The organism is Thioalkalivibrio sp. ARh3, from assembly GCF_000377265.1.
Taxonomy (GTDB): domain Bacteria; phylum Pseudomonadota; class Gammaproteobacteria; order Ectothiorhodospirales; family Ectothiorhodospiraceae; genus Thioalkalivibrio; species Thioalkalivibrio thiocyanoxidans.
Map to the genome: position 1 here is coordinate 645,842 of NZ_KB897947.1, position 18,125 is coordinate 663,966.

Genomic DNA, 18,125 nt, shown 5'->3' on the forward strand with positions numbered 1-18,125 from the left:
CGGGCTCGGTTCGGAGTGTAGCTCAGCTTGGTAGAGCACTGCCTTCGGGAGGCAGGGGTCGAAGGTTCGAATCCTTTCACTCCGACCAACTCTATTTCCCTGGTGTGTCGGATCTCTCGGGACCGGCGACCAGCCGATGATTCCATTCCTGGTTCTGCTCCTGCGGACGCGTTCATGACCGCCATTTCCCAGGCCGTTCGCGGCACCCTCTATATCGTTTCGGCGCCATCGGGCGCGGGCAAGACCAGCCTGGTCGCCGCTTTGCTGGAGCGCGTGGAGCAGGTCGAGGTCTCAGTCTCGCACACCACGCGCAAGCCGCGCGCCGGCGAGGTGAACGGCGAGCACTATCACTTTGTCTCGGCGGAGGAATTCCTCGGCATGATCGAGGACGGCCAGCTGCTGGAACACGCGAAGGTGTTCGACAATTTCTACGGCACCGCGCGCGCCAGCGTCGAAGAGCGCCTGGACGCCGGCATGGACGTGATCCTGGAGATCGACTGGCAGGGCGCGCGCCAGGTACGCGCGGCGGTGCCGGATGCGCACTCGATCTTCATCCTGCCGCCGTCGCGCGACGAACTGGAACGCCGCCTGCGCGGTCGCGGGCAGGACAGCGAAGAGGTCATCCAGCGGCGCCTGCGCGACGCGGAGTCCGATTGCACGCATTTCCGCGAATATGACTACACGGTCGTCAACTCGGATTTCGAGCGGGCGGTCAGTGATCTGGCCAGCATCTTCCGCTCCAACCGTCTGCGCACGGTCGAGCAGGAGATTCGTTCCGCATCGACGATACGGAATCTGTTGGCGAGTACGCCGGGCACGGCGTAACATGCAGTATTAACGACTCATAACCGGAGTACCCATGGCACGCGTCACCGTCGAGGACTGCCTCGAAAAAGTGGACAATCGCTTCGAACTGGTGCTGATGGCGGCCCGCCGGGCCCGTCATATCGCACACGGCAAGGAGCCTCGCGTATCCGAGGACAACGACAAGCCCACGGTCATCGCCCTGCGCGAGATCGCCGACGGGCTGGTCGGCACCGAGGTGTTCGACGAGCACGATGAACGGCCCCAGAACCAGATGCTGGACTTCAGCACCATCCGCCATCTGGAACAGCTGGAAGCCGACGAACGCTAGGGGTCGATAATTCATGGCCGCTGGGCAGCCAGCCGCGCCCGGGGCTGCATCGCCGGTACCCGGTGACTCGACCCGATTCCTGATCAGCGATCTGTGTTCCGAGCTCGAGGCCTATCTCGAGTCGGACGAAGTCGAGGAGGTCTATCGCGCCTATCTCCTGGGCGCGGAGGCCCACGAAGGCCAGACCCGCAAGACCGGCGAGCCGTACATCTACCACCCCCTGGCCGTGGCCCGGACCATGGCCGAGATGCGGATGGACCACAAGGCCATCTGCGCCGCGATCCTCCACGACGTGATGGAGGACACCGCCACCAGCAAGGACCGCATCCACGCCGAATTCGGCGAGGAGGTGGCCGAGCTGGTGGACGGCGTCTCCAAGCTTACCCACCTGCAGTTCCAGTCCAAGGCCGAGGCGCAGGCGGAGAACTTCCGCAAGATGATGCTGGCGATCACCCGCGATATCCGGGTGATCCTGATCAAGCTGGCCGACCGCCTGCATAACATGCGCACCCTGGGCGTGATGCGCCCGGACAAGCGCCGCCGCATCGCCAAGGAAACCCTCGAAATCTACGCGCCGATCGCCCAGCGCCTGGGGATGAACGCGATCCGCCGCGAGCTGGAGCAGCTCGGCTTTTCCGCCAAGCACCCCTGGCGTGCCGCGGTCCTGGAGCGCGCCGTGCAGCGGGCCGGGGGCAATCGTCGCGAGCCGATGAAGAACATCGAGCAGGCCATCTGCTCGCGCATGGAGGCGGCCGGGATTGTCGGGCGCATCTCCGGGCGCGAAAAGAGCCTGTACAGCATCTATCGCAAGATGCGCGACAAGCACCACTCGTTCGAGGAGGTGTTCGACGTCTTCGCGATCCGCATCATCGTCGATGATGTCGACACCTGCTATCGCTCGCTGGGCGTGGTGCACAACCTCTACAAGCCGGTGCCGGGGCGCTTCAAGGACTACATCGCGATCCCCAAGTCGAACGGCTACCAGTCGCTGCACACCATCCTGTTCGGGCCGCAGGCCATCCCGATCGAGGTGCAGATCCGCTCCACCGAGATGGATCGCGTGGCCGAGAGCGGGATCGCCGCGCACTGGCAGTACAAGGCCGGGGGCGAGTCCGCGCGGACCGCTCAGAGCCGCGCCCGCGAATGGCTGAAGGATGTGCTGGAGATCCAGAACAGCGTCGGCAATTCCATCGAGTTCCTGGAGAACGTGAAGGTCGACCTGTTCCCGGACGAGGTATACACCTTCACCCCCGAGGGCGACATCCTGGTGCTGCCACGCGACGCGACCCCGATCGACTTTGCCTACGCGGTGCACTCCGATGTGGGCAACCGCTGCGTGGCCGTGAAGATCGATCGCCAGCTGGCGCCGCTCTCGGTGCGCCTGCAAAGCGGGCAGACGGTGGAGATCGTCACCGCGCCCGGCGCGCGCCCCAACCCCGCCTGGCTGTCCTTCGTCGTCACCGGCAAGGCCCGCTCCGGCATTCGGCACTGCCTGAAGTCGTTGCAGTCGGACGAGGCCCGGGCCCTGGGCGAACGCCTGCTGGAGAAGGCCCTGGGTGCGCTCGAGACCTCGCTTAAGCAGATCTCGCCGGCCCGTCTGGATCAGCTGCTCGACGCGATGCAGTTGCAGGACCTGGACAGCCTGCTGGTGGATATCGGCCTGGGCAATCGCATGGCCTCGCTGGTCGCCCGCCAGATGGTCGGGAAGGAGAGCGCGGACGCCGACAACACGACGCAGACCACCCTGGCGGTCAAGGGCACCGAGGGGCTGGTGCTGAACTACGCGCGCTGCTGCCACCCGATCCCGGGGGATCCGATCATTGGCCAGCTGAGTGCCGGCCGCGGGCTGGTCGTGCACCGGGAGAGCTGTCGCAATGTGCTGCACGAAAGCCGTGATCGTGCTGACAAGACGATCGCGCTGGAGTGGTCGCACGAGCCGGAACTGCAGTTCACCGCGGCCGTGCGTACCCGTACCGCCAACCGGCGTGGTGCGCTGGCCGACATGGCGGCCGTGATCGCCGACCACGGCTCGAATATCGAGCACATCTCGTTCAACGAGCAGGACGGGCACTCCACCGCGATGACCTTCCTGCTGACGGTTAGCGATCGCCAGCACCTGGCCCAGATCATGCGTGGGCTGCGGCGCCTGCCGGATGTGCTGCGTATCGCGCGTCAGCGCGGGTAGTCAGTGTTTCACGGGTGATACCCGTACGTCCGCGGCTCCCTACCGCTGGCAGGTCGGACAATACGCCGAGGCGCGCTGCCCGATGCGCCGGTTGCGCAGCGGTGTGGCGCACTGCAGGCACGGTTCCCCGGCGCGGCCGTAGACTCGAAGTGACTGGCGAAAATACCCGTGTGTCCCGTCCTCGCGCAGGAAGTCGCGCAGGGTCGTGCCGCCCTGTTCGATCGCCGCGCCCAGTACGGTGCGGACGCATTCGGCCAGCCGTTCGTATTCCGCCCGGGTCACGCGCCCGGCGGCCCGCCCCGGGCGGATTCCGGCCAGGAAAAGCGCCTCGGTCGCATAGATGTTGCCCACGCCGACCACGATATCCTGATCCATGATGAAGGTCTTGACCGGCCCCCGGCGCCGGCGGCTGCGTTGGAACAGGTAGTCGCCGTCAAATGCGGTGTCCAGCGGTTCAGGCCCCAGGGCGGCCAGCAGGGGGTGTGGCGCGCCGGTCTCCGGGAGTGGCAGGCAGCACCCGAAGCGGCGCGGGTCATGAAAGCGCACCTGCGAACCGTTCGTCAGGTGCAGGATCAGGTGGTCGTGCGTGCGCAGCGGGGTCGTCGCGGTACAGTGGCGCAGCGAACCGGACATGCCGAGGTGCAGCAGTACCCCGCCACGGTCGGTGGTCAGCAGCAGGTATTTGGCCCGCCGTTCGAGCGTCGCGATGCGGGCCCCGACCAGACGTTCGGGCAGCGCCTCCGGCACCGGCCAGCGCAGGCGTCCATCGCGGACTTCCAGCCGCTCGATGGTCTGGCCTTCCAGAAGAGGCGACAGGCCGCGTCGGGTGGTCTCGACCTCGGGGAGCTCAGGCATGCACGCCCTCGATCTCGAGCAGGAGTTCCCGGCGACAGATGTCGCCCCGCGCCCACTGGATGACGGGGCCCGGCTTCATGCCCTTGTAGTGCGCGGCAATCACGCCGGCGACCGCCGCGCGGTCTTCGGGGCGTCGCAGATAGACGCGCAGCCACGCCGGGCCGGGGAGTTCGCGCCCTGCCGCGTCGTGCAGGGCCTGCAGGTTGTTCAGAGTCTCGCGTGCCTGGGCGACCACATCGTCCAGGTGGCGGCTTTCGTGGCCGACGATGCTGGCGGTGCCGGAGACCATCAGCATGGGACCGGTCGCGGTCAGCAGCAGCGTGGCGCGGGCGAAGGCCGGACTCTTCGGGCTGTAGTGCTCCGGGTAGTGGTAGGCGCTGACCTGGCGCGGATTCTCGATCGCGCGGGCCGGTGTGCGGGTAGCGACCAGGTAGATGAACAGGCCCGGCTGCCGGGTGCCGATCGCGGTGGCCGCAGGCATGCTGCCCAACGGTACCTCGAGCGCTTCCAGGCCCTCGGCGCGCCCGACACAGAAGGCCTGGTAGCGTTCCTGGCCCTGCTCTTCGCCGTGGATATCGGAGAAGTAGTTCCAGATGCGTGCTGGGTGCTCGAAGCCGCGCTCGCGACAGGCCTGCAGTAACTGCCGGTAGGCCTGCTCGGTCTGTTCGCGCAGGGGGCGGTCCGGGCCCTCCCAGGCGGCGAACAGCACGTCGTCGAACTCCAGCAGATGCAGGGGGGCGGCGTTCACCGGGCGTGCTGCACCGTGTCCCCGCCAGCTCTCCACATAGAGGTCCGGGAGCAGCGGTTCGAGACCCGGAGTGATCTGGAGCTGGCCGCCCATGGAATGAATACCCGCAGGTGCATCCAGCCGCACGTAAAGGCCATCCTGGGGCGTCGCTACGGGCGAGCCGAGCCGGTTATGCAGGTGGGGTGCCATCAGTCAGGTCCTGGACAGCGAATCGAGTATGTCCTCGCTCCAGCGTACCGCTTCCAGGTAGAGCCGGCTGGCAACCTGTGGTGCCACCGGGGATTCTCCCGAGGCAGGGGGCGGGCTTGCGGGCCCCTCGAACGCCTCGATGGTCTCCAGCCAGGGGGCCAGCGGACCCTTGTGTTCGATCAGCGCCTGTTCCATCTCTGGCGCCAGGCGCAGTTCGTTCAGGATGCGTCGCAGCGGGATCCCCAGCACGCGGTCCAGTCCCGAGAGCATCCCCAGCGAGAAGTAGCGTTCGGCTTCCGCGGGGGGCAGGTTGCGTGTCCGGGCGAGCAGCATCCCCATGCGCGCGCGGATCATGACCTGCTCGACCGCGGCCGAGGGTCCGGCCGCGTTGTACAGTACCAGCAGCATGCCGATGCGGCGGACGCGACCCTGCCCCAGATGACCGATTGCCGCGGCCAGCTCTTCGGTGGGCCGTTCGTCCCGGTACGCGGGGCTGTTCGCGATGCGCAGGATCTGGTCGGCCAGGTCGGGTTCGGTGCCGATCCGGTGCTCCAGCTCCGCCGGCGCCGGATCGGGTTCCTGAAGCGTCTTGAGCAGCTTCAGCAGGGCGACTTCCAGGCTCTCCAGGCGCTGGCCCTCGATCACGTGCGGGTGCGACAGGTGGTAGCCTTGGTAATAGCGAAAACCCAGTTGCTGGCAGTGGCGGTAGCACTCGGCAGTTTCGACCTTTTCCGCCAGCAGATCCACGCCGAACGTGCGTAGCATCTCGACCTCGCGGGCCAGTGCCTTGGCGGAAAGGGCCAGCACGTCCAGCTTGACGATATCCGCCAGTGCCACCAGAGGCGAGTGGTGGACCTGGAATTGATAGTCATCCAGCGCGATGCGGAAACCGCGCTTCTTCAGTTCCTGGACCGCACTGACGACCCCGGAGTCGATTTCGATGTCCTCGAGGATCTCCAGGACGACCTGATCGGGCGGAAGGTGCGCGATGATTTCGTGATCGAGAAAGGACCGCGTCAGGTTGACGAAGGCCAGGTGCGGGCCGACCAGGTGGGGCAGGCCGATATCCAGGAATGCGCTTCGCAGCAGGTCGGAGGTTGCGTCGTCACCGTTGGTGACCGCCGCTTCGGCACGGTGGCCGGCACGAAACAGGAGTTCGAAACCGACCAGACGCTCGTGCGCGTCGAAGATGGGTTGCCGGCCGACAAAAATTGGGTGCATGCTTGCGTTTTGCCAGTAAGTGATGAGGCGGCCCGGTCTGCGAGCGGCCGGCCCGGGAGAGAGCGAACACATCATGGAGTCGATTGATGCGCCGTTTGGCGAGGTCGTGGAGCTGCGGCAGATACTGCACGACTCGGGGGTCCCGCTCCTGAGGGTTATTATCCGCGATGGTGGTCGCTATACCAAGATCGAGCTGGACCCGTCAACGGCCCATCGGTGGGGGCGCATGATGGTGCGCTGGGCGGAGACCGCCGTGGAAGATCGGGATTCGGAGGGTGGCTTGGCCCCGGGTTGACCCGGGGGCCCTGATCAACAGGCGCTCTCGCAGCCGCAAGGCACAAAAAAGCCCGGCATGGCCGGGCTTTTTTTGCCTGCAATCAGGCGATCACGCGCGGGCGATGATCACTTGATCTTGGCTTCCTTGTACATCACGTGCTTGCGGATGACGGGATCGAACTTCTTGATCTCCATCTTTTCGGGCATGTTCCGCTTGTTCTTGGACGTGGTGTAGAAATGGCCGGTGCCGGCGGAGGACACCAGGCGGATCTTGTCGCGTGCGCTCTTCGCTGCCATGGGTAGCTCCTTACACCTTTTCGCCGCGTGCGCGGCAGTCCGCGAGCACCGCATCGATGCCCAGCTTGTCGATGATCCGCATGCCCTTGCTGCTCACGCGCAGCCGCACGAAGCGGTTCTCGCTCTCCACCCAGAAGCGGTGGGTGTGCAGATTGGGCAGGAAACGCCGCCGCGTCTTGCGGTGGGCGTGGGATACGTTGTTACCAGTCGCCGGGCGCTTGCCGGTCACCTGACATACTCGGGCCATCTCGGGGACTCCGGAAATTGGGTCTAGCAAAAGACGGCGGATCTTAGCCCAGTCGGCGCCCGTGCGCAAGATCATCAGGGATCCCCGTGTTCGAGGGCGCACGCACGCCGCAGCGAGGGCTCGATCGTCTGCCGGCGTGCCCAGGCCAGTGTCTCGTCGAAGGGCATGGGGCGGGCGATCCCGAAGCCCTGGGCGGCATCGCAGCCCAGTTCTCGCAGCATGGCGAGGGACTGCCCGTCTTCCACGCCCTCGGCCACCACCTTCAGGCCAAGGTCGTGCGCGAGCCCCACGGCCGCACGGGTGATCTGCTCGTCCACCCTCTGCGTCGCCATGTGGGACACGAACGTCTGGTCGACCTTGAGGGTCGTGACCGGCAGGCGTCTGAGGTATTCCAGGGAAGAGTAGCCCGTGCCGAAGTCGTCGATGGAGAGGGCCAGGCCCCGCTCGGTCAGGCGGCGCAGCGCCTCGATGACCTCGTCGGGGTCGGCCATCAGGGCCGTCTCGGTGAACTCGATTTCCAGGGCGCAGGCCGGGAGGCCCGCGGCTTCCACCCGTTCAATGATGGTTTGCGCGAACCCGGGATCGAGGAAATTGCGCGCCGAGACGTTGATGCTGACGGGGACCGTGATTCCGTGCTCGCGCAGGGTGAGGAGGTCGGCGATGGCCAGGTCCAGCACCGTGAGCGTCAAGGGGTGGATGAGGCCCGTGCGCTCGGTTTGTGCAATGAACTGACCGGGCGGTATCTGCCCCCGTTGCGGGTGCTCCCAGCGGACGAGAGCCTCGAAGCCGCACAGTTCCCCGCGTAGCAGGTTGATCTTGGGCTGGTAATACAGGTGAAACTGGTCCTGTTTCAGGGCGTTTTGCAGCTCGCCCAGCAGCTCCACGGTCTGGCGGCCGGCATCGTTGCTACGCCGGTCGTATGCGCGGTAGCGACGGCCTGACTGGCTGGCCTCGTGCATTGCCATCCAGGCCTTCGTCAAGAGGCTTTGCGGGTCGTCCTGCTCGTGGAACGGGAACGAGGACACACCAGCGTGGGCCCCAACGTAGACCGGCAGCCCAAGCACCTCGAATGGGGCCTGCAACTCTTCCACGGCCTCCTGCGTGGTGGCCAGGCACTCCTGTCGGCTGCGGTGAGGCAGCAGCAGGGCGAAGTGGTCGTCGTGGATGTGGTAGACGAGCGTGTCCGGGCTGCCGGCGACCGCCTGCAGTCGCTCGGCAATCCCCATCAGCAACGGCCGTTCCGCGGCAAAGCCCAGGGCATTGATCGTATCCGGGTAGTTATCCATTTGCAGGCTGATCACGAATACCCGGGTCGCGGGAGCGTCGGTGCCCTTGGCTTGCGCCATCAGCTGACGGATATGCTGTTCCAGCGACTCGCGATTGGGCAGACCGGTGACGGCGTTGTGGTAGGCCTGGTCGAGCAGCCGGGCCGCGTGCTGGCGCAGTTGGGAGAACAGCCAGCCGCTGAGCCCGCCGAGGACCAGATAGATCCCCGCCCGGGTCACCCAGTTGAGCGTGGGCTGGGCGATCCCCTCGTCCACATTCATGGGCATGAACGGTCCCAGCAGCAACCCGGCGAGCAGCCCGAACGCCAGCCCACCCCAAAGACCCATCAAGGCGGCCGCCAGCAGTACCGGAATCAGGATGAAATTGAGATAGGCGGTGCTGGTTCCGCCGGTTTCGTAGACCAGCAGCGTGACGCCGACCATCAGAATCAGGATCAGCCCCACCCCGGCCAGGCGCCAGGCGCCGGTCACTCCCAGCCAGGACTCGGGGCGCCATGGTTGGTCGAACTCCGATAGCCGCTCCATGTGCATCCCTTCTTGTGGCATGAGTTTTGTAGTGCTTCCCTCTTTATAGACGCATTCTAGTAGTCGGACTTGTTCTTATCACCGGCACTCGCGGGGGTGGACATCGGGGCCGCCGCGTGCCACGGGAACGACTGGGTTCGGCGTTTCCCTGGCTGTCACGCTTGCGACCGGCTTGGTAGCATGCCGAAGGGTACGGGGTTGCGGAGTGGTGCATGGCCGATCGACGTTTGCAGGTCTTTCTCACGGTGGCGCGTTTGCTGTCCTTCACGCGGGCGGCCGAGGTCCTGCACATGACCCAGCCGGCGGTCACCTTCCAGGTGCGCCAGCTGGAGGAGCAGCTGGAGACGCGACTGTTCGACCGCAACCACAACCGGGTCACCCTGACCGACGCCGGGCGCCTGGTACAGCGCTATGCCGAGCGCATCTTCGATACCTATGGCGAGCTCGAGGCCGCACTGCGCGAGCTGAAGGGCGCCGACGGCGGAGCGATCGTGATCGGCGCCAGCATGACGGTGGCCGAGTACATGCTGCCGGCGCTGCTCGGGGCCTTCCGTCGGGCACACCCGGACATCGGCATCCGCCTGCGTGTCGGGAATACCGAGAATGTCGTCGCGATGGTCGAGGAGGGCAGTGTCGACCTGGGTATTGTCGAGGCGCCGGTGAACCACCGTACCCTGCTGGTCCAGCCCTGCACGGTGGATCAGCTGCGCCTGATCGTGCCCCCGGAACACGAACTGGCCGGGCGCACGAGCGTGCGGGTCGCGGAATTCGTCGAGCAGCCATTCATATGCCGCGAGGAGGGTTCCGGGACCCGCGAGGTCATCATGGAGTACCTTGGGCGGTCCGGTTACGACCGCAACACCCTGCGCGGGTGTATGGAGCTCGGCAGCCCCGAAGCCATCAAGGGCGCCGTGGCGGCGGGTATGGGCGTGTCGGTACTGTCCGAGGCCGTGGTCGCGAAGGAACTGGCGCTGGGCGAACTGGTGGCGATCCCGCTGGACCCGCCGCTGGAACGCCCGATCTCGCTGGTGCATGCGCGCCAGCAGTTCCGCGTGCCGACGCTGGAGGTGCTGATGCAGTTCCTGCGCGGCTACTGCACGGGCCTGGGCCCCGGCGCGGCCGAGGATGACCCCGCGAATACAGAATCCAATCGAATAGAAGACGCGACATGAAGAATTACTGCGTAGTGCAGCACAGCTATTCCGAGTTTCTCGGCCTGATCGAATCGCAGCTCGAGAAGCGCGATATCGGCTTTTCCTATTACCGGCCCTTTGTTGGCCAGGATCTCCCGGGGTCGGCGGCCCAGTTCGACGGCCTGTGGTTGCTCGGTGGTGCCTGGCCGACCGCCGATCATGAAGAAAACCCGCAGGTCCCCGACGAGCTGGCCCTGATCGATATCTTCCGCCGTTCGCAGCGCCCGGTTGTCGGGTTGGGCATGGGCGGGCTGCTGGTGGCCGAGCAGGCCGGCGGCACCGCGCATGAGGACCCGATGTACCGGGCCCGTTTCGTGACCGCGCACAAGACCGCGGCCGGCGAGGGCGACGACCTGGCCGAGACCCTGGACGGGCGCCGCGTGCTGCAGCTGGTCAACGGCCGCGTGGATCTGCCGGAGGGGCTGGAGCCGGTCCTGGTGGACGACGATGGTGACTGGCTGGCGGTCCGGCCGGACAAGCTGACCTATGGCCTGCTGTTCCGGCCCGAAATGAAGCCGGGCATGCTCGAAGACATCATCATGGAGGCCAAGCACAACCCGCCGCCGAACATGGGCGAGCTGCTGGGCGAGGCGCGCATGGAATGGGGTGACATGCAAAAGGTCACCGAGGACGTGATCGTCGCCCTGGTCAAGGAACTTGGCCTGATGCAGGAGCGGCGCAAGATGCCCGTGTTCAGCCTGAAGATCGAGAACGAATAGCGATGCTTCCGCCGATGGGCAGTCCCGGCGGGCTGGGCGGGGGCGATGTCGCCTCCGCCCTGGCCCGTGGCAAGAAGAAAAAGGACGACCCGGCGCGCGAGCTGGCCGAGATCGCGGCGCGTCTGTCGCCCGAGGATCAGGCCAGCCTGCTGAAGTTCGCGCGCTTCCTCGAACAGGAATCGCCGGCCCCGGCGCCGGAACCCGTGCCCGAGCCGGAGCCGATCCCGCGCCCGGAGCAGGAGTCGGTGGTCAAGGCCATGCGGCGCCTGTCGGCGACCTACCACATGCTGGACCGCTCCAAGCTTCTCAACGAGACCTCGGCCCTGATGGCCCAGCACGTGATGCAGGGGCGTTCGGCGGTGGAGGTGATCGACGAGCTGGAGGTCGTGTTCCGGTCCCACTACGAAAAGGTGGTGGCCGAGGACCCGACGCGTCAGGACGCGGACACCCGGACGAAGGGTGACGCGCCGGACGGGGACGAGTCGCGATGATCGACGTCCTGCGCGAGTGGTACCGACGGCATTTCACTGATCCCCAGGTAGTGATCCTGGCCTTCCTGCTGCTGGCGGGGTTCCTGATCATTGTCTTCGCCGGGCGCATTCTCGCCCCGCTTCTGGCTTCACTGATTATTGCCTATCTGCTGGAGGGGGCGGTCCAGAAGCTGATACGCCTGCATGTTCCACGCCTGCTGGCGGTCACGATCGTGCTGCTCGTCTTCCTGGCGCTGACCGTGGCCGCGTTGTTCAGTGTCGTGCCGCTGATGTCGGCCCAGGTGACGCAGCTGGTGCGCGAACTGCCGGGCATGATCCGCGAGGGGCAGGCCCTGCTCCTGCAGCTGCCCGAGCGCTATCCGCAACTGATCACCGACGAGCAGGTGCGCGATCTGATGGGGGCCATCCAGGCCGAGGCCACCATGCTGGGGCAGCGGGTGGTTTCCTTCTCGCTGGCTGGTGCCCGCCACCTGGTGGATGTCGTGATCTACCTGATCGTGGTGCCGCTGATGGTGTTCTTCATGTTGAAGGATCGCGACTTGATCCTCGACTGGGTACGCAGCTTCATGCCGCGCGATTCGCACCTGGCCAGCCAGGTGTGGCGCGAGGTCAACGTGAAGATCGCCAGCTATGTGCGTGGCAAGTTCATCGAGATCCTGATTGTCTGGGCGGTCAGCTTCCTGACATTCAACTGGTTCGGGCTGGAATACGCCGTGCTGCTGTCGTTCATGGTCGGCATCTCGGTGATCATCCCGTATATCGGGGCGGCCGTTGTGACGATCCCGGTGGCGGCCGTGGCCTATTTCCAGTTCGGGCTGAGCTCCGAATTCGCCTGGGTGCTGATCGCCTACGGGGTCATCCAGTTCCTGGACGGCAATGTACTCGTGCCGCTGCTGTTCTCCGAGGTGGTCAATCTGCACCCGGTCGCGATCATCGCGGCGGTGTTCGTATTCGGTGGCATCTGGGGGCTTTGGGGCGTGTTCTTCGCGATCCCGCTGGCGACCCTGGTGCACGCGGTGATCAAGTCCTGGCCGCGTACCGACCAGCTCGAGGCAAGGGGCGAGACCGAGCCACCGTCCGCGGCGGCCGAGCCCGCCGAAGCCGCACCCAAGTAGCCCCGCCGGGCCGGCGTTCCGTGTCCGCGCGGGAGGCCGGCGCGGACCGTACATTCACAACAACAAGAAGAAAAACCCAGCATGACCGGTACCGAAATCCTGATGAACGTGACCCCCCAGGAAAGCCGCGTGGCCCTGGTCGAGAATGGCGTTCTGACCGAACTGCATCTGGAGCGAACCCGCCGGCGCGGGATCGTCGGCAATATCTACAAGGGCCGTGTCGTGCGCGTGCTGCCGGGCATGGATGCCGCTTTCGTGGACATTGGTCTGGAGCGCACGGCCTTTCTGCACGCATCGGACGTGGCCCCGCTGGAGCGCGAGGAACTCAACGGCGCCAATGGCGCGGGCAATGGCAATGGTGGCGGAAATGGTTCCGGTCGCGCCGAGACCATCCGCGAGCTGCTTCGCGAGGGCCAGGATGTGCTGGTGCAGGTGATCAAGGACCCGCTGGGCACCAAGGGCGCCCGGCTGACGACCTACATCACCGTGCCGTCGCGCCACCTGGTGCTGATGCCGAACCAGACCAATGTCGGTGTTTCCACCCGCATCGAGGACGAGGGGTCACGCAGTCGCCTGCGCGAGAAGGTGGAGGCGCTGCGTACCGAGATTGCCCCGCAGCACGGCTTCATCGTGCGCACCGCGGCGGAACTGGTGGACGACGAGGCGCTGGAGAATGACACCGCCTTCCTGAAAAAGGTCTGGGACAGCATCCAGATCGCCGCCTCCGAGGCCGGCCCCGGAGAGGAGGTCTATGCCGACCTGCCGCTGGTGCTGCGCATCCTGCGCGACATGGTCGGGGTGGAGATCGAGCGCATCCGTATCGATTCGCGCGAGACCTACCAGAAGGTGTGCGAGTTCGTCGCACAGTACCTGCCGGAACTGGTCGGCCGGATCGAGCACTACCCCGGGGAGCGCCCGATCTTCGATCTGTTCAACGTCGAGGAGGAGATCCAGCGGGCGCTGGAGCGCAAGGTGGAGCTGAAGTCCGGTGGATATCTGATCTTCGATCAGACCGAGGCGATGACCACGGTGGATATCAACACCGGCGGCTTCGTCGGGCATCGCAAGCTGGAGGAGACGATCTTCAAGACCAACCTCGAGGCGGCCCAGGCGATCGGGCGCCAGCTGCGCCTGCGCAATCTCGGCGGGATCATCATCATCGATTTCATCGACATGCAGGACGACGAGCACAAGCGCCAGGTGATCCGTGCGCTGGAGAAGGCGCTCGAGCGCGACCACGTGAAGACACAGATCTGCGATGTCTCGCCGCTGGGGCTGGTGGAGATGACGCGCAAGCGCACGCGCGAGAGCCTGGAACACCAGCTCTGCGAGCCGTGTCCAACCTGTGCGGGGCGTGGCTATCTGAAGTCGGCCGAGACCGTCTGCTACGAGCTGTTTCGCGAGATCCTGCGCGAGGTACGTCAGTACGACGCGCGCGAACTGCGCGTGCTCGCCTCGCAGAACGTGATTGATCTGCTGCTCGACGAGGAATCGGCCAGCCTGGCGGAGCTGCAGAGCTTCGTCGGCATCCCGATTCGATTTCAGGTTGAGACGCTGTACAGCCAGGAGCAGTTCGACGTGGTGTTCGTCTAGTCAGGGAAGCGCGGGGAGAGGATTGTCCATCCAGGAGCGGAGGAGGATACGAACGGCGTGACAGCGATGCGCGGACCCAGTCATTGCAGGGGTCCCGGCACACCGGGCCGGCCGTCTTGCGGCCGTTCGGGGGCGAAATGAGAGTCCTGTCACACTCCGTCCGTCTTGCGGCCGGTGTCCTCCTCCTGCTCATCGCGCTGGCCGCGCTCACCCTGCTGGCCCTGCGCCTCACGGTGGCCCACTGGGCCGGGCTGGGTGACTGGGTGGAGACCACGGCAACCGAGCAGCTGGGCTACCCGATACAGACGGAGGAGATCGAGCTGGGCTGGTCCGGCTGGTCGCCGGCGCTGGTCGCCCGGGGGGTGAGTGTCGACCTGTCCGGCGACGAGCCGCTACACCTCGAACGCCTGCGCCTGTCATTAAGTGCCGGCGCTACACTCCGCAGCCGCTATCCGTCGATGCAGGTCGAAGTGGCCGGGGCCGACATTCACGTGGTCCGCGAGGCCGATGGCGCGATTCATGTCCACGGCTACGAGGTGGGGCTGGGGGATGGTGCCTTGCTGGAGATCCCGGCGGAACGCTGGCCGGATCTCGAGGCCAGCGACGTAAGCGTCACCTGGGAGGACCGCGGGGCGGGCCTCGAGTCGACGCTGGATGTGCGGCGTCTGGCCGTGCGGTCGGACGCCCAGAGTCGGCTTCGACTGTTTCTGGAGGGAGCCATGGCGGGGGCGGCCGACGGGGACTTCATCCTCGGGGTGGAGGTGCCGGATGCGACCATGCGCGACGCCCGCTTCTTTCTCGATACCGAGCCAGTGGCACTGGTGGCGTGGTCTCCCTGGCTGGTGCGGCTGGGCTGGGAGCCTCCGCCCGGCACCAGCTCCCTGCGGCTGTGGGGCGAACTCGAGGATGGCAGTGTGGTGGCACTGCGGGGCGAGCATGACACCCGGCTGGACGGGGCCGGGGACCAGCCCGGCGGGGCCTTTGGCCATCGCTTCGACTGGCGAATCCGCGACGGTGCCCACGAATCGAACTGGACGGCTACGCGCCCGGGCTCCGGCGATCTGCGGTTGCGCTACACCCTGGGCGGCGAGCCCGAGGCCCTGGTCGTCGAGGAGCTGGAACTTGCGGCCAGGGACCTGGAAGTAGAGCCGTATGCACCCTTGCTGTTTCTGGTGGAACAGCGTGCGCCCGAGCTGTCCGATCATTTGCGGGAGGTACGTCCGCGGGGTCGCCTCGGCGATGCATGGATTCGCGCGCGTCACGATGGGGAGCGTCTGGAGCCGGTCGATGGCCATGCGGATCTGCGTGATCTGCAATGGCATGCGGGCGATCACGGGCCCGGTGTGCAGGGGGTCGATGGCGAATTCTCCTGGCGCGAAGGGGGTATGGAGCTCGATCTCGACAGCCGCAATGTCCGCTTCGAAATGCCCACGCTCTTCGATGATCCCCTGTGGATCGAGACGGCGAAGGGCAGGCTGCGCGCGGAGCGCACTGAGTCCGGTGATTGGCACATTGCCGGAGAAGGACTCGATGTGGCGAACGAGCACGCAGCGGCGCGGGGCCGAATGCGGCTGTTGTTCGACGGCCACGAATCGGGTCCGCGCGTCGATCTGGCGCTGGACATTCTGCGCGCCGACGGCGATTACACCCAGCGATACCTGCCGGTTCACCTGCTGCCGGCGAATACCTATCAGTGGCTGGCCGAGAGCATCCAGACCGGGGTTTCCAGTGGCGGCGGCATGGTCTATCGCGGCCGTGGTCGTGATTTCCCGTTCGCGGATCAGGAGGGGGTGTTCGATCTCTGGGCAGATATCGAGGGAGGCCGACTCGAGTATGAGCCCGGCTGGCCCGTGGCCGAGGAGTTGCGGGGACGTCTGTTCTTTCATAACGCGAGCTTTCGCGCGACCGATGTGTCCGGGCGCATCCTTGATACGGCCGTTCACGGGACCGAGGTATGGATCGACGACATGATGGGGGACCCGGTCCTGGGGATCGAAGGGACGGCCGATGGCACCGCTCAGGACTTGTTGCTGTTCCTGCGGCAGGCGGGACTGCTCGAGGAGGCCGCGGATTTTCGCGATGCGGCAAGCATCGAGGGTGCAACACGACTCGCCCTGGGGATCACCCTTCCGCTGGCCGAGGATCGTTTGCAGGATGTGCGTGTTCAGGGGCGCCTGGATCTGCTGCACAACCGGGCCGAGGTCGCGGGCTGGCCCACCGGTTTCGAGTCGGTTGAGGGGGCCGTGCATTTTGATACCCACGACCGTGTATGGGCCGACGATGTGCAGGCGCGGGTCCATGGCGAGTGGATCAACCTTGACGTCGACTGGCCGTTGAATGGTGAAGAGGCCACGATCCGGGCCTATGGTCCGCAGCCGCTGGAGCCCTGGCTGGAGGAGGTGCCCACCCTGCAGCCCTACCTGGACGGACACGCGACCTGGGATGCAACCCTGCGATTGGGGGATGCAGTCGATGGTGTTCGCCTCGATTTGAGCTCGGACCTCGTCGGGGTCGGGATCGACTGGCCCAGCCCGATTGGCAAGGGCCCCGAGGAGGCGCGGCCGTTGGAGGTCAGTCTCCCGTTCGGTCACAGCGGGGCGGGGATCGGGCATGTGCAGCTGGGCGAGACCCTGCGGGCCCATCTGCGCCTGAGCCCGACCGAGGCACCGGACGATCCGGCGGCCCGCGGGGTGGAGCCGCGGGCCGCCGCCACGGGGATGGAGGTCCAGGCCATGGCCTTGGAGCTTGGCACCCCGGCCGCAACGCTGCTGCCGCTCCCCAGCGAGGGTCTGTCAGTGCGGGCACGTTTGCCGGAGCTGGAGGTCCAGCCCTGGCTGGAGGCCCTGGCCGAGGCGCCCTGGGCGCGAGATGTGGACCTGGGCGATGTGGAAGCCGCGGATGGCAACGGCGGGCTGAGTCTGCAGCGGTTCGAGCTGGATGTGCATGACTGGATCCGCTGGGGCGAGCTGGAGATCCCGGGTACGCGTCTGCAGGGACAGCGTCGCGAGGATGGCTGGGACCTGGAGGCCCAGTCACCCTGGCTGGCGGGTAGTGCCACATGGCGTGCGGCGGCCGATGGGCGTGATCGCTGGGAGGCCCGTCTGCGCCACCTGGTGCTGGAAGACGTGGACATTGACGGTGAGCCCGATACGGATACCGCCATACGCGCCGTCGATGAAGGCGGCCTGGACGACCCGCGGGGATGGCCGGGACTGGACCTGAACGTCGACCGGCTGCAGGTCGGCGAGTACCGTCTGGCCGACGTGAATCTAATACTCGAGCCGGTAGATCAGGGGTTGCGTGTGGACAGTCTGCGGGCGCGCGGGCCGGACGGCGATCTGCAGTTGGGAGCCGATGGCCATTGGCATGTCCTCGCCGACGGGCGTCCTGATACGCGTCTGGATCTTCACCTGTCGGGCGACGACTGGGGCGGGGCCCTGGAGTCGATCCGCCTTTCGCGCGCCCTGCTGGGGGCTGCGGGCGAGGGGCGCATGGAGATTTCCTGGCCGGGCCCGCTTTATGCACCGCGTCTGGCATTGCTGCACGGTACGCTTGAGCTGGACCTGGAAGATGGTCGCCTGGCGGATGTCGAGCCGGGGGCGGGTCGCCTGCTCGGGTTGGTGAGTCTGGATGTGCTGCCCCGGCGTCTGCGGCTTGATTTCCGCGACGTGTTCGAGGAAGGACTGTCCTTTGACCATCTGCAGGCGACGGCGACGCTGCAGGATGGCAATCTGCACGTCCCCGATCTGGAAATGCGAGGGCCGTCCGCGCGAGTACGCCTGAGTGGTCGTACCGGTTTGATCGCGCGGGACTATGACCACCACATCGTGGTGGTGCCGAGCCTCCGCGCGGCATTGCCGATCGTCGGGGCCCTGGTGGGCGGGCCTGTGACCGGGGTGGTGGTGCTGTTTGCGGAACGTGTGCTGGGCATCGGAGATCAAATCGAAGAGGCCGCGCGTGTAGAGTACCGGGTCACCGGTCCGTGGGACGAACCGGAAGTACGGACTCTGGTGCAGCCTGCTGACGACAACGACGACTAGACGGATGCAT

General features: G+C 66.2%; 16 protein-coding genes and 1 tRNA gene. 11 read left to right on the plus strand and 6 right to left on the minus strand.

The window, feature by feature from the left end; genetic code table 11:
• Positions 1-11 precede the first annotated feature (11 nt).
• The 4 genes from C995_RS0103040 (at position 12) to spoT (ending at position 3,320) form a co-directional block, all read left to right on the plus strand.
• Positions 12-88 (plus strand) — tRNA-Pro (locus C995_RS0103040).
• An 86-nt stretch (positions 89-174) separates the two neighbouring features.
• Complete coding sequence (gene gmk / locus C995_RS0103045; protein ID WP_018863533.1) at positions 175-825, plus strand: guanylate kinase; 651 nt, start codon at positions 175-177, stop codon at positions 823-825.
• 34 nt (positions 826-859) lie between these two features.
• The gene (gene rpoZ / locus C995_RS0103050) at positions 860-1,135 is read left to right on the plus strand and encodes a DNA-directed RNA polymerase subunit omega (RefSeq protein WP_018861996.1); all 276 of its coding nucleotides are present in this window, start codon (positions 860-862) and stop codon (positions 1,133-1,135) included.
• A 13-nt stretch (positions 1,136-1,148) separates the two neighbouring features.
• On the plus strand, positions 1,149-3,320 hold the full coding sequence (spoT, locus tag C995_RS0103055) for a bifunctional GTP diphosphokinase/guanosine-3',5'-bis pyrophosphate 3'-pyrophosphohydrolase (RefSeq protein WP_018863534.1): 2,172 nt from the start codon (positions 1,149-1,151) through the stop codon (positions 3,318-3,320).
• 39 nt (positions 3,321-3,359) lie between these two features.
• On the opposite strand, the gene mutM is transcribed toward spoT, so the two are convergent.
• The 3 genes from mutM to C995_RS0103070 are packed head-to-tail and all read right to left on the minus strand — an operon-like array spanning position 3,360 to position 6,333.
• Positions 3,360-4,175: a bifunctional DNA-formamidopyrimidine glycosylase/DNA-(apurinic or apyrimidinic site) lyase gene (gene mutM, locus C995_RS0103060; protein ID WP_018863535.1), complete on the minus strand. Its 816-nt coding sequence runs from the start codon at positions 4,173-4,175 to the stop codon at positions 3,360-3,362.
• The gene (locus C995_RS0103065) at positions 4,168-5,112 is read right to left on the minus strand and encodes a hypothetical protein (RefSeq protein ID WP_026278905.1); all 945 of its coding nucleotides are present in this window, start codon (positions 5,110-5,112) and stop codon (positions 4,168-4,170) included. The genes mutM and C995_RS0103065 overlap by 8 nt, the downstream gene beginning before the upstream one ends.
• Positions 5,113-5,115: 3 nt before the next feature.
• Positions 5,116-6,333, minus strand: coding sequence for an EAL and HDOD domain-containing protein (locus C995_RS0103070; RefSeq protein ID WP_018863537.1), 1,218 nt, complete (start codon positions 6,331-6,333; stop codon positions 5,116-5,118).
• A gap of 73 nt (positions 6,334-6,406) precedes the next feature.
• On the opposite strand from C995_RS0103070, the gene C995_RS0103075 reads away from it, so the two are divergent.
• Complete coding sequence (locus tag C995_RS0103075) at positions 6,407-6,628, plus strand: hypothetical protein (RefSeq protein WP_018863538.1); 222 nt, start codon at positions 6,407-6,409, stop codon at positions 6,626-6,628.
• Positions 6,629-6,735: 107 nt separating this feature from the next.
• On the opposite strand, the gene rpmG is transcribed toward C995_RS0103075, so the two are convergent.
• The 3 genes from rpmG to C995_RS0103090 all read right to left on the minus strand — a co-directional run bounded on the left by rpmG (position 6,736) and on the right by C995_RS0103090 (position 8,964).
• The gene (gene rpmG, locus C995_RS0103080; RefSeq protein ID WP_012983362.1) at positions 6,736-6,906 is read right to left on the minus strand and encodes a 50S ribosomal protein L33; all 171 of its coding nucleotides are present in this window, start codon (positions 6,904-6,906) and stop codon (positions 6,736-6,738) included.
• A gap of 10 nt (positions 6,907-6,916) precedes the next feature.
• Positions 6,917-7,153, minus strand: coding sequence for a 50S ribosomal protein L28 (gene rpmB, locus C995_RS0103085; protein ID WP_012983361.1), 237 nt, complete (start codon positions 7,151-7,153; stop codon positions 6,917-6,919).
• A 74-nt stretch (positions 7,154-7,227) separates the two neighbouring features.
• On the minus strand, positions 7,228-8,964 hold the full coding sequence (locus C995_RS0103090) for a bifunctional diguanylate cyclase/phosphodiesterase (protein ID WP_018863539.1): 1,737 nt from the start codon (positions 8,962-8,964) through the stop codon (positions 7,228-7,230).
• 212 nt (positions 8,965-9,176) lie between these two features.
• Between C995_RS0103090 and C995_RS0103095 the strand changes: the two genes are divergently transcribed.
• The 6 genes from C995_RS0103095 to C995_RS0103120 all read left to right on the plus strand — a co-directional run bounded on the left by C995_RS0103095 (position 9,177) and on the right by C995_RS0103120 (position 18,115).
• Positions 9,177-10,136, plus strand: coding sequence for a LysR family transcriptional regulator (locus C995_RS0103095; protein ID WP_018863540.1), 960 nt, complete (start codon positions 9,177-9,179; stop codon positions 10,134-10,136).
• Positions 10,133-10,876 carry a type 1 glutamine amidotransferase gene (locus C995_RS0103100; RefSeq protein WP_018863541.1) on the plus strand — a complete coding sequence of 248 codons (744 nt, stop codon included), beginning with the start codon at positions 10,133-10,135 and terminating at the stop codon, positions 10,874-10,876. The genes C995_RS0103095 and C995_RS0103100 overlap by 4 nt, the downstream gene beginning before the upstream one ends.
• A 14-nt stretch (positions 10,877-10,890) precedes the next feature.
• Complete coding sequence (locus C995_RS0103105) at positions 10,891-11,367, plus strand: hypothetical protein (protein ID WP_026278906.1); 477 nt, start codon at positions 10,891-10,893, stop codon at positions 11,365-11,367.
• Positions 11,364-12,482 carry an AI-2E family transporter gene (locus C995_RS0103110; protein ID WP_018863543.1) on the plus strand — a complete coding sequence of 373 codons (1,119 nt, stop codon included), beginning with the start codon at positions 11,364-11,366 and terminating at the stop codon, positions 12,480-12,482. Before C995_RS0103105 ends, C995_RS0103110 begins: the two co-directional genes overlap by 4 nt.
• Positions 12,483-12,563: 81 nt before the next feature.
• Entirely contained in the window at positions 12,564-14,075 is a 1,512-nt protein-coding gene (gene rng / locus C995_RS0103115; protein ID WP_018863544.1) for a ribonuclease G, read from the plus strand.
• Between the two features lie 137 nt (positions 14,076-14,212).
• Complete coding sequence (locus tag C995_RS0103120; protein ID WP_018863545.1) at positions 14,213-18,115, plus strand: YhdP family protein; 3,903 nt, start codon at positions 14,213-14,215, stop codon at positions 18,113-18,115.
• The last annotated feature ends 10 nt before the right edge of the window (positions 18,116-18,125 follow it).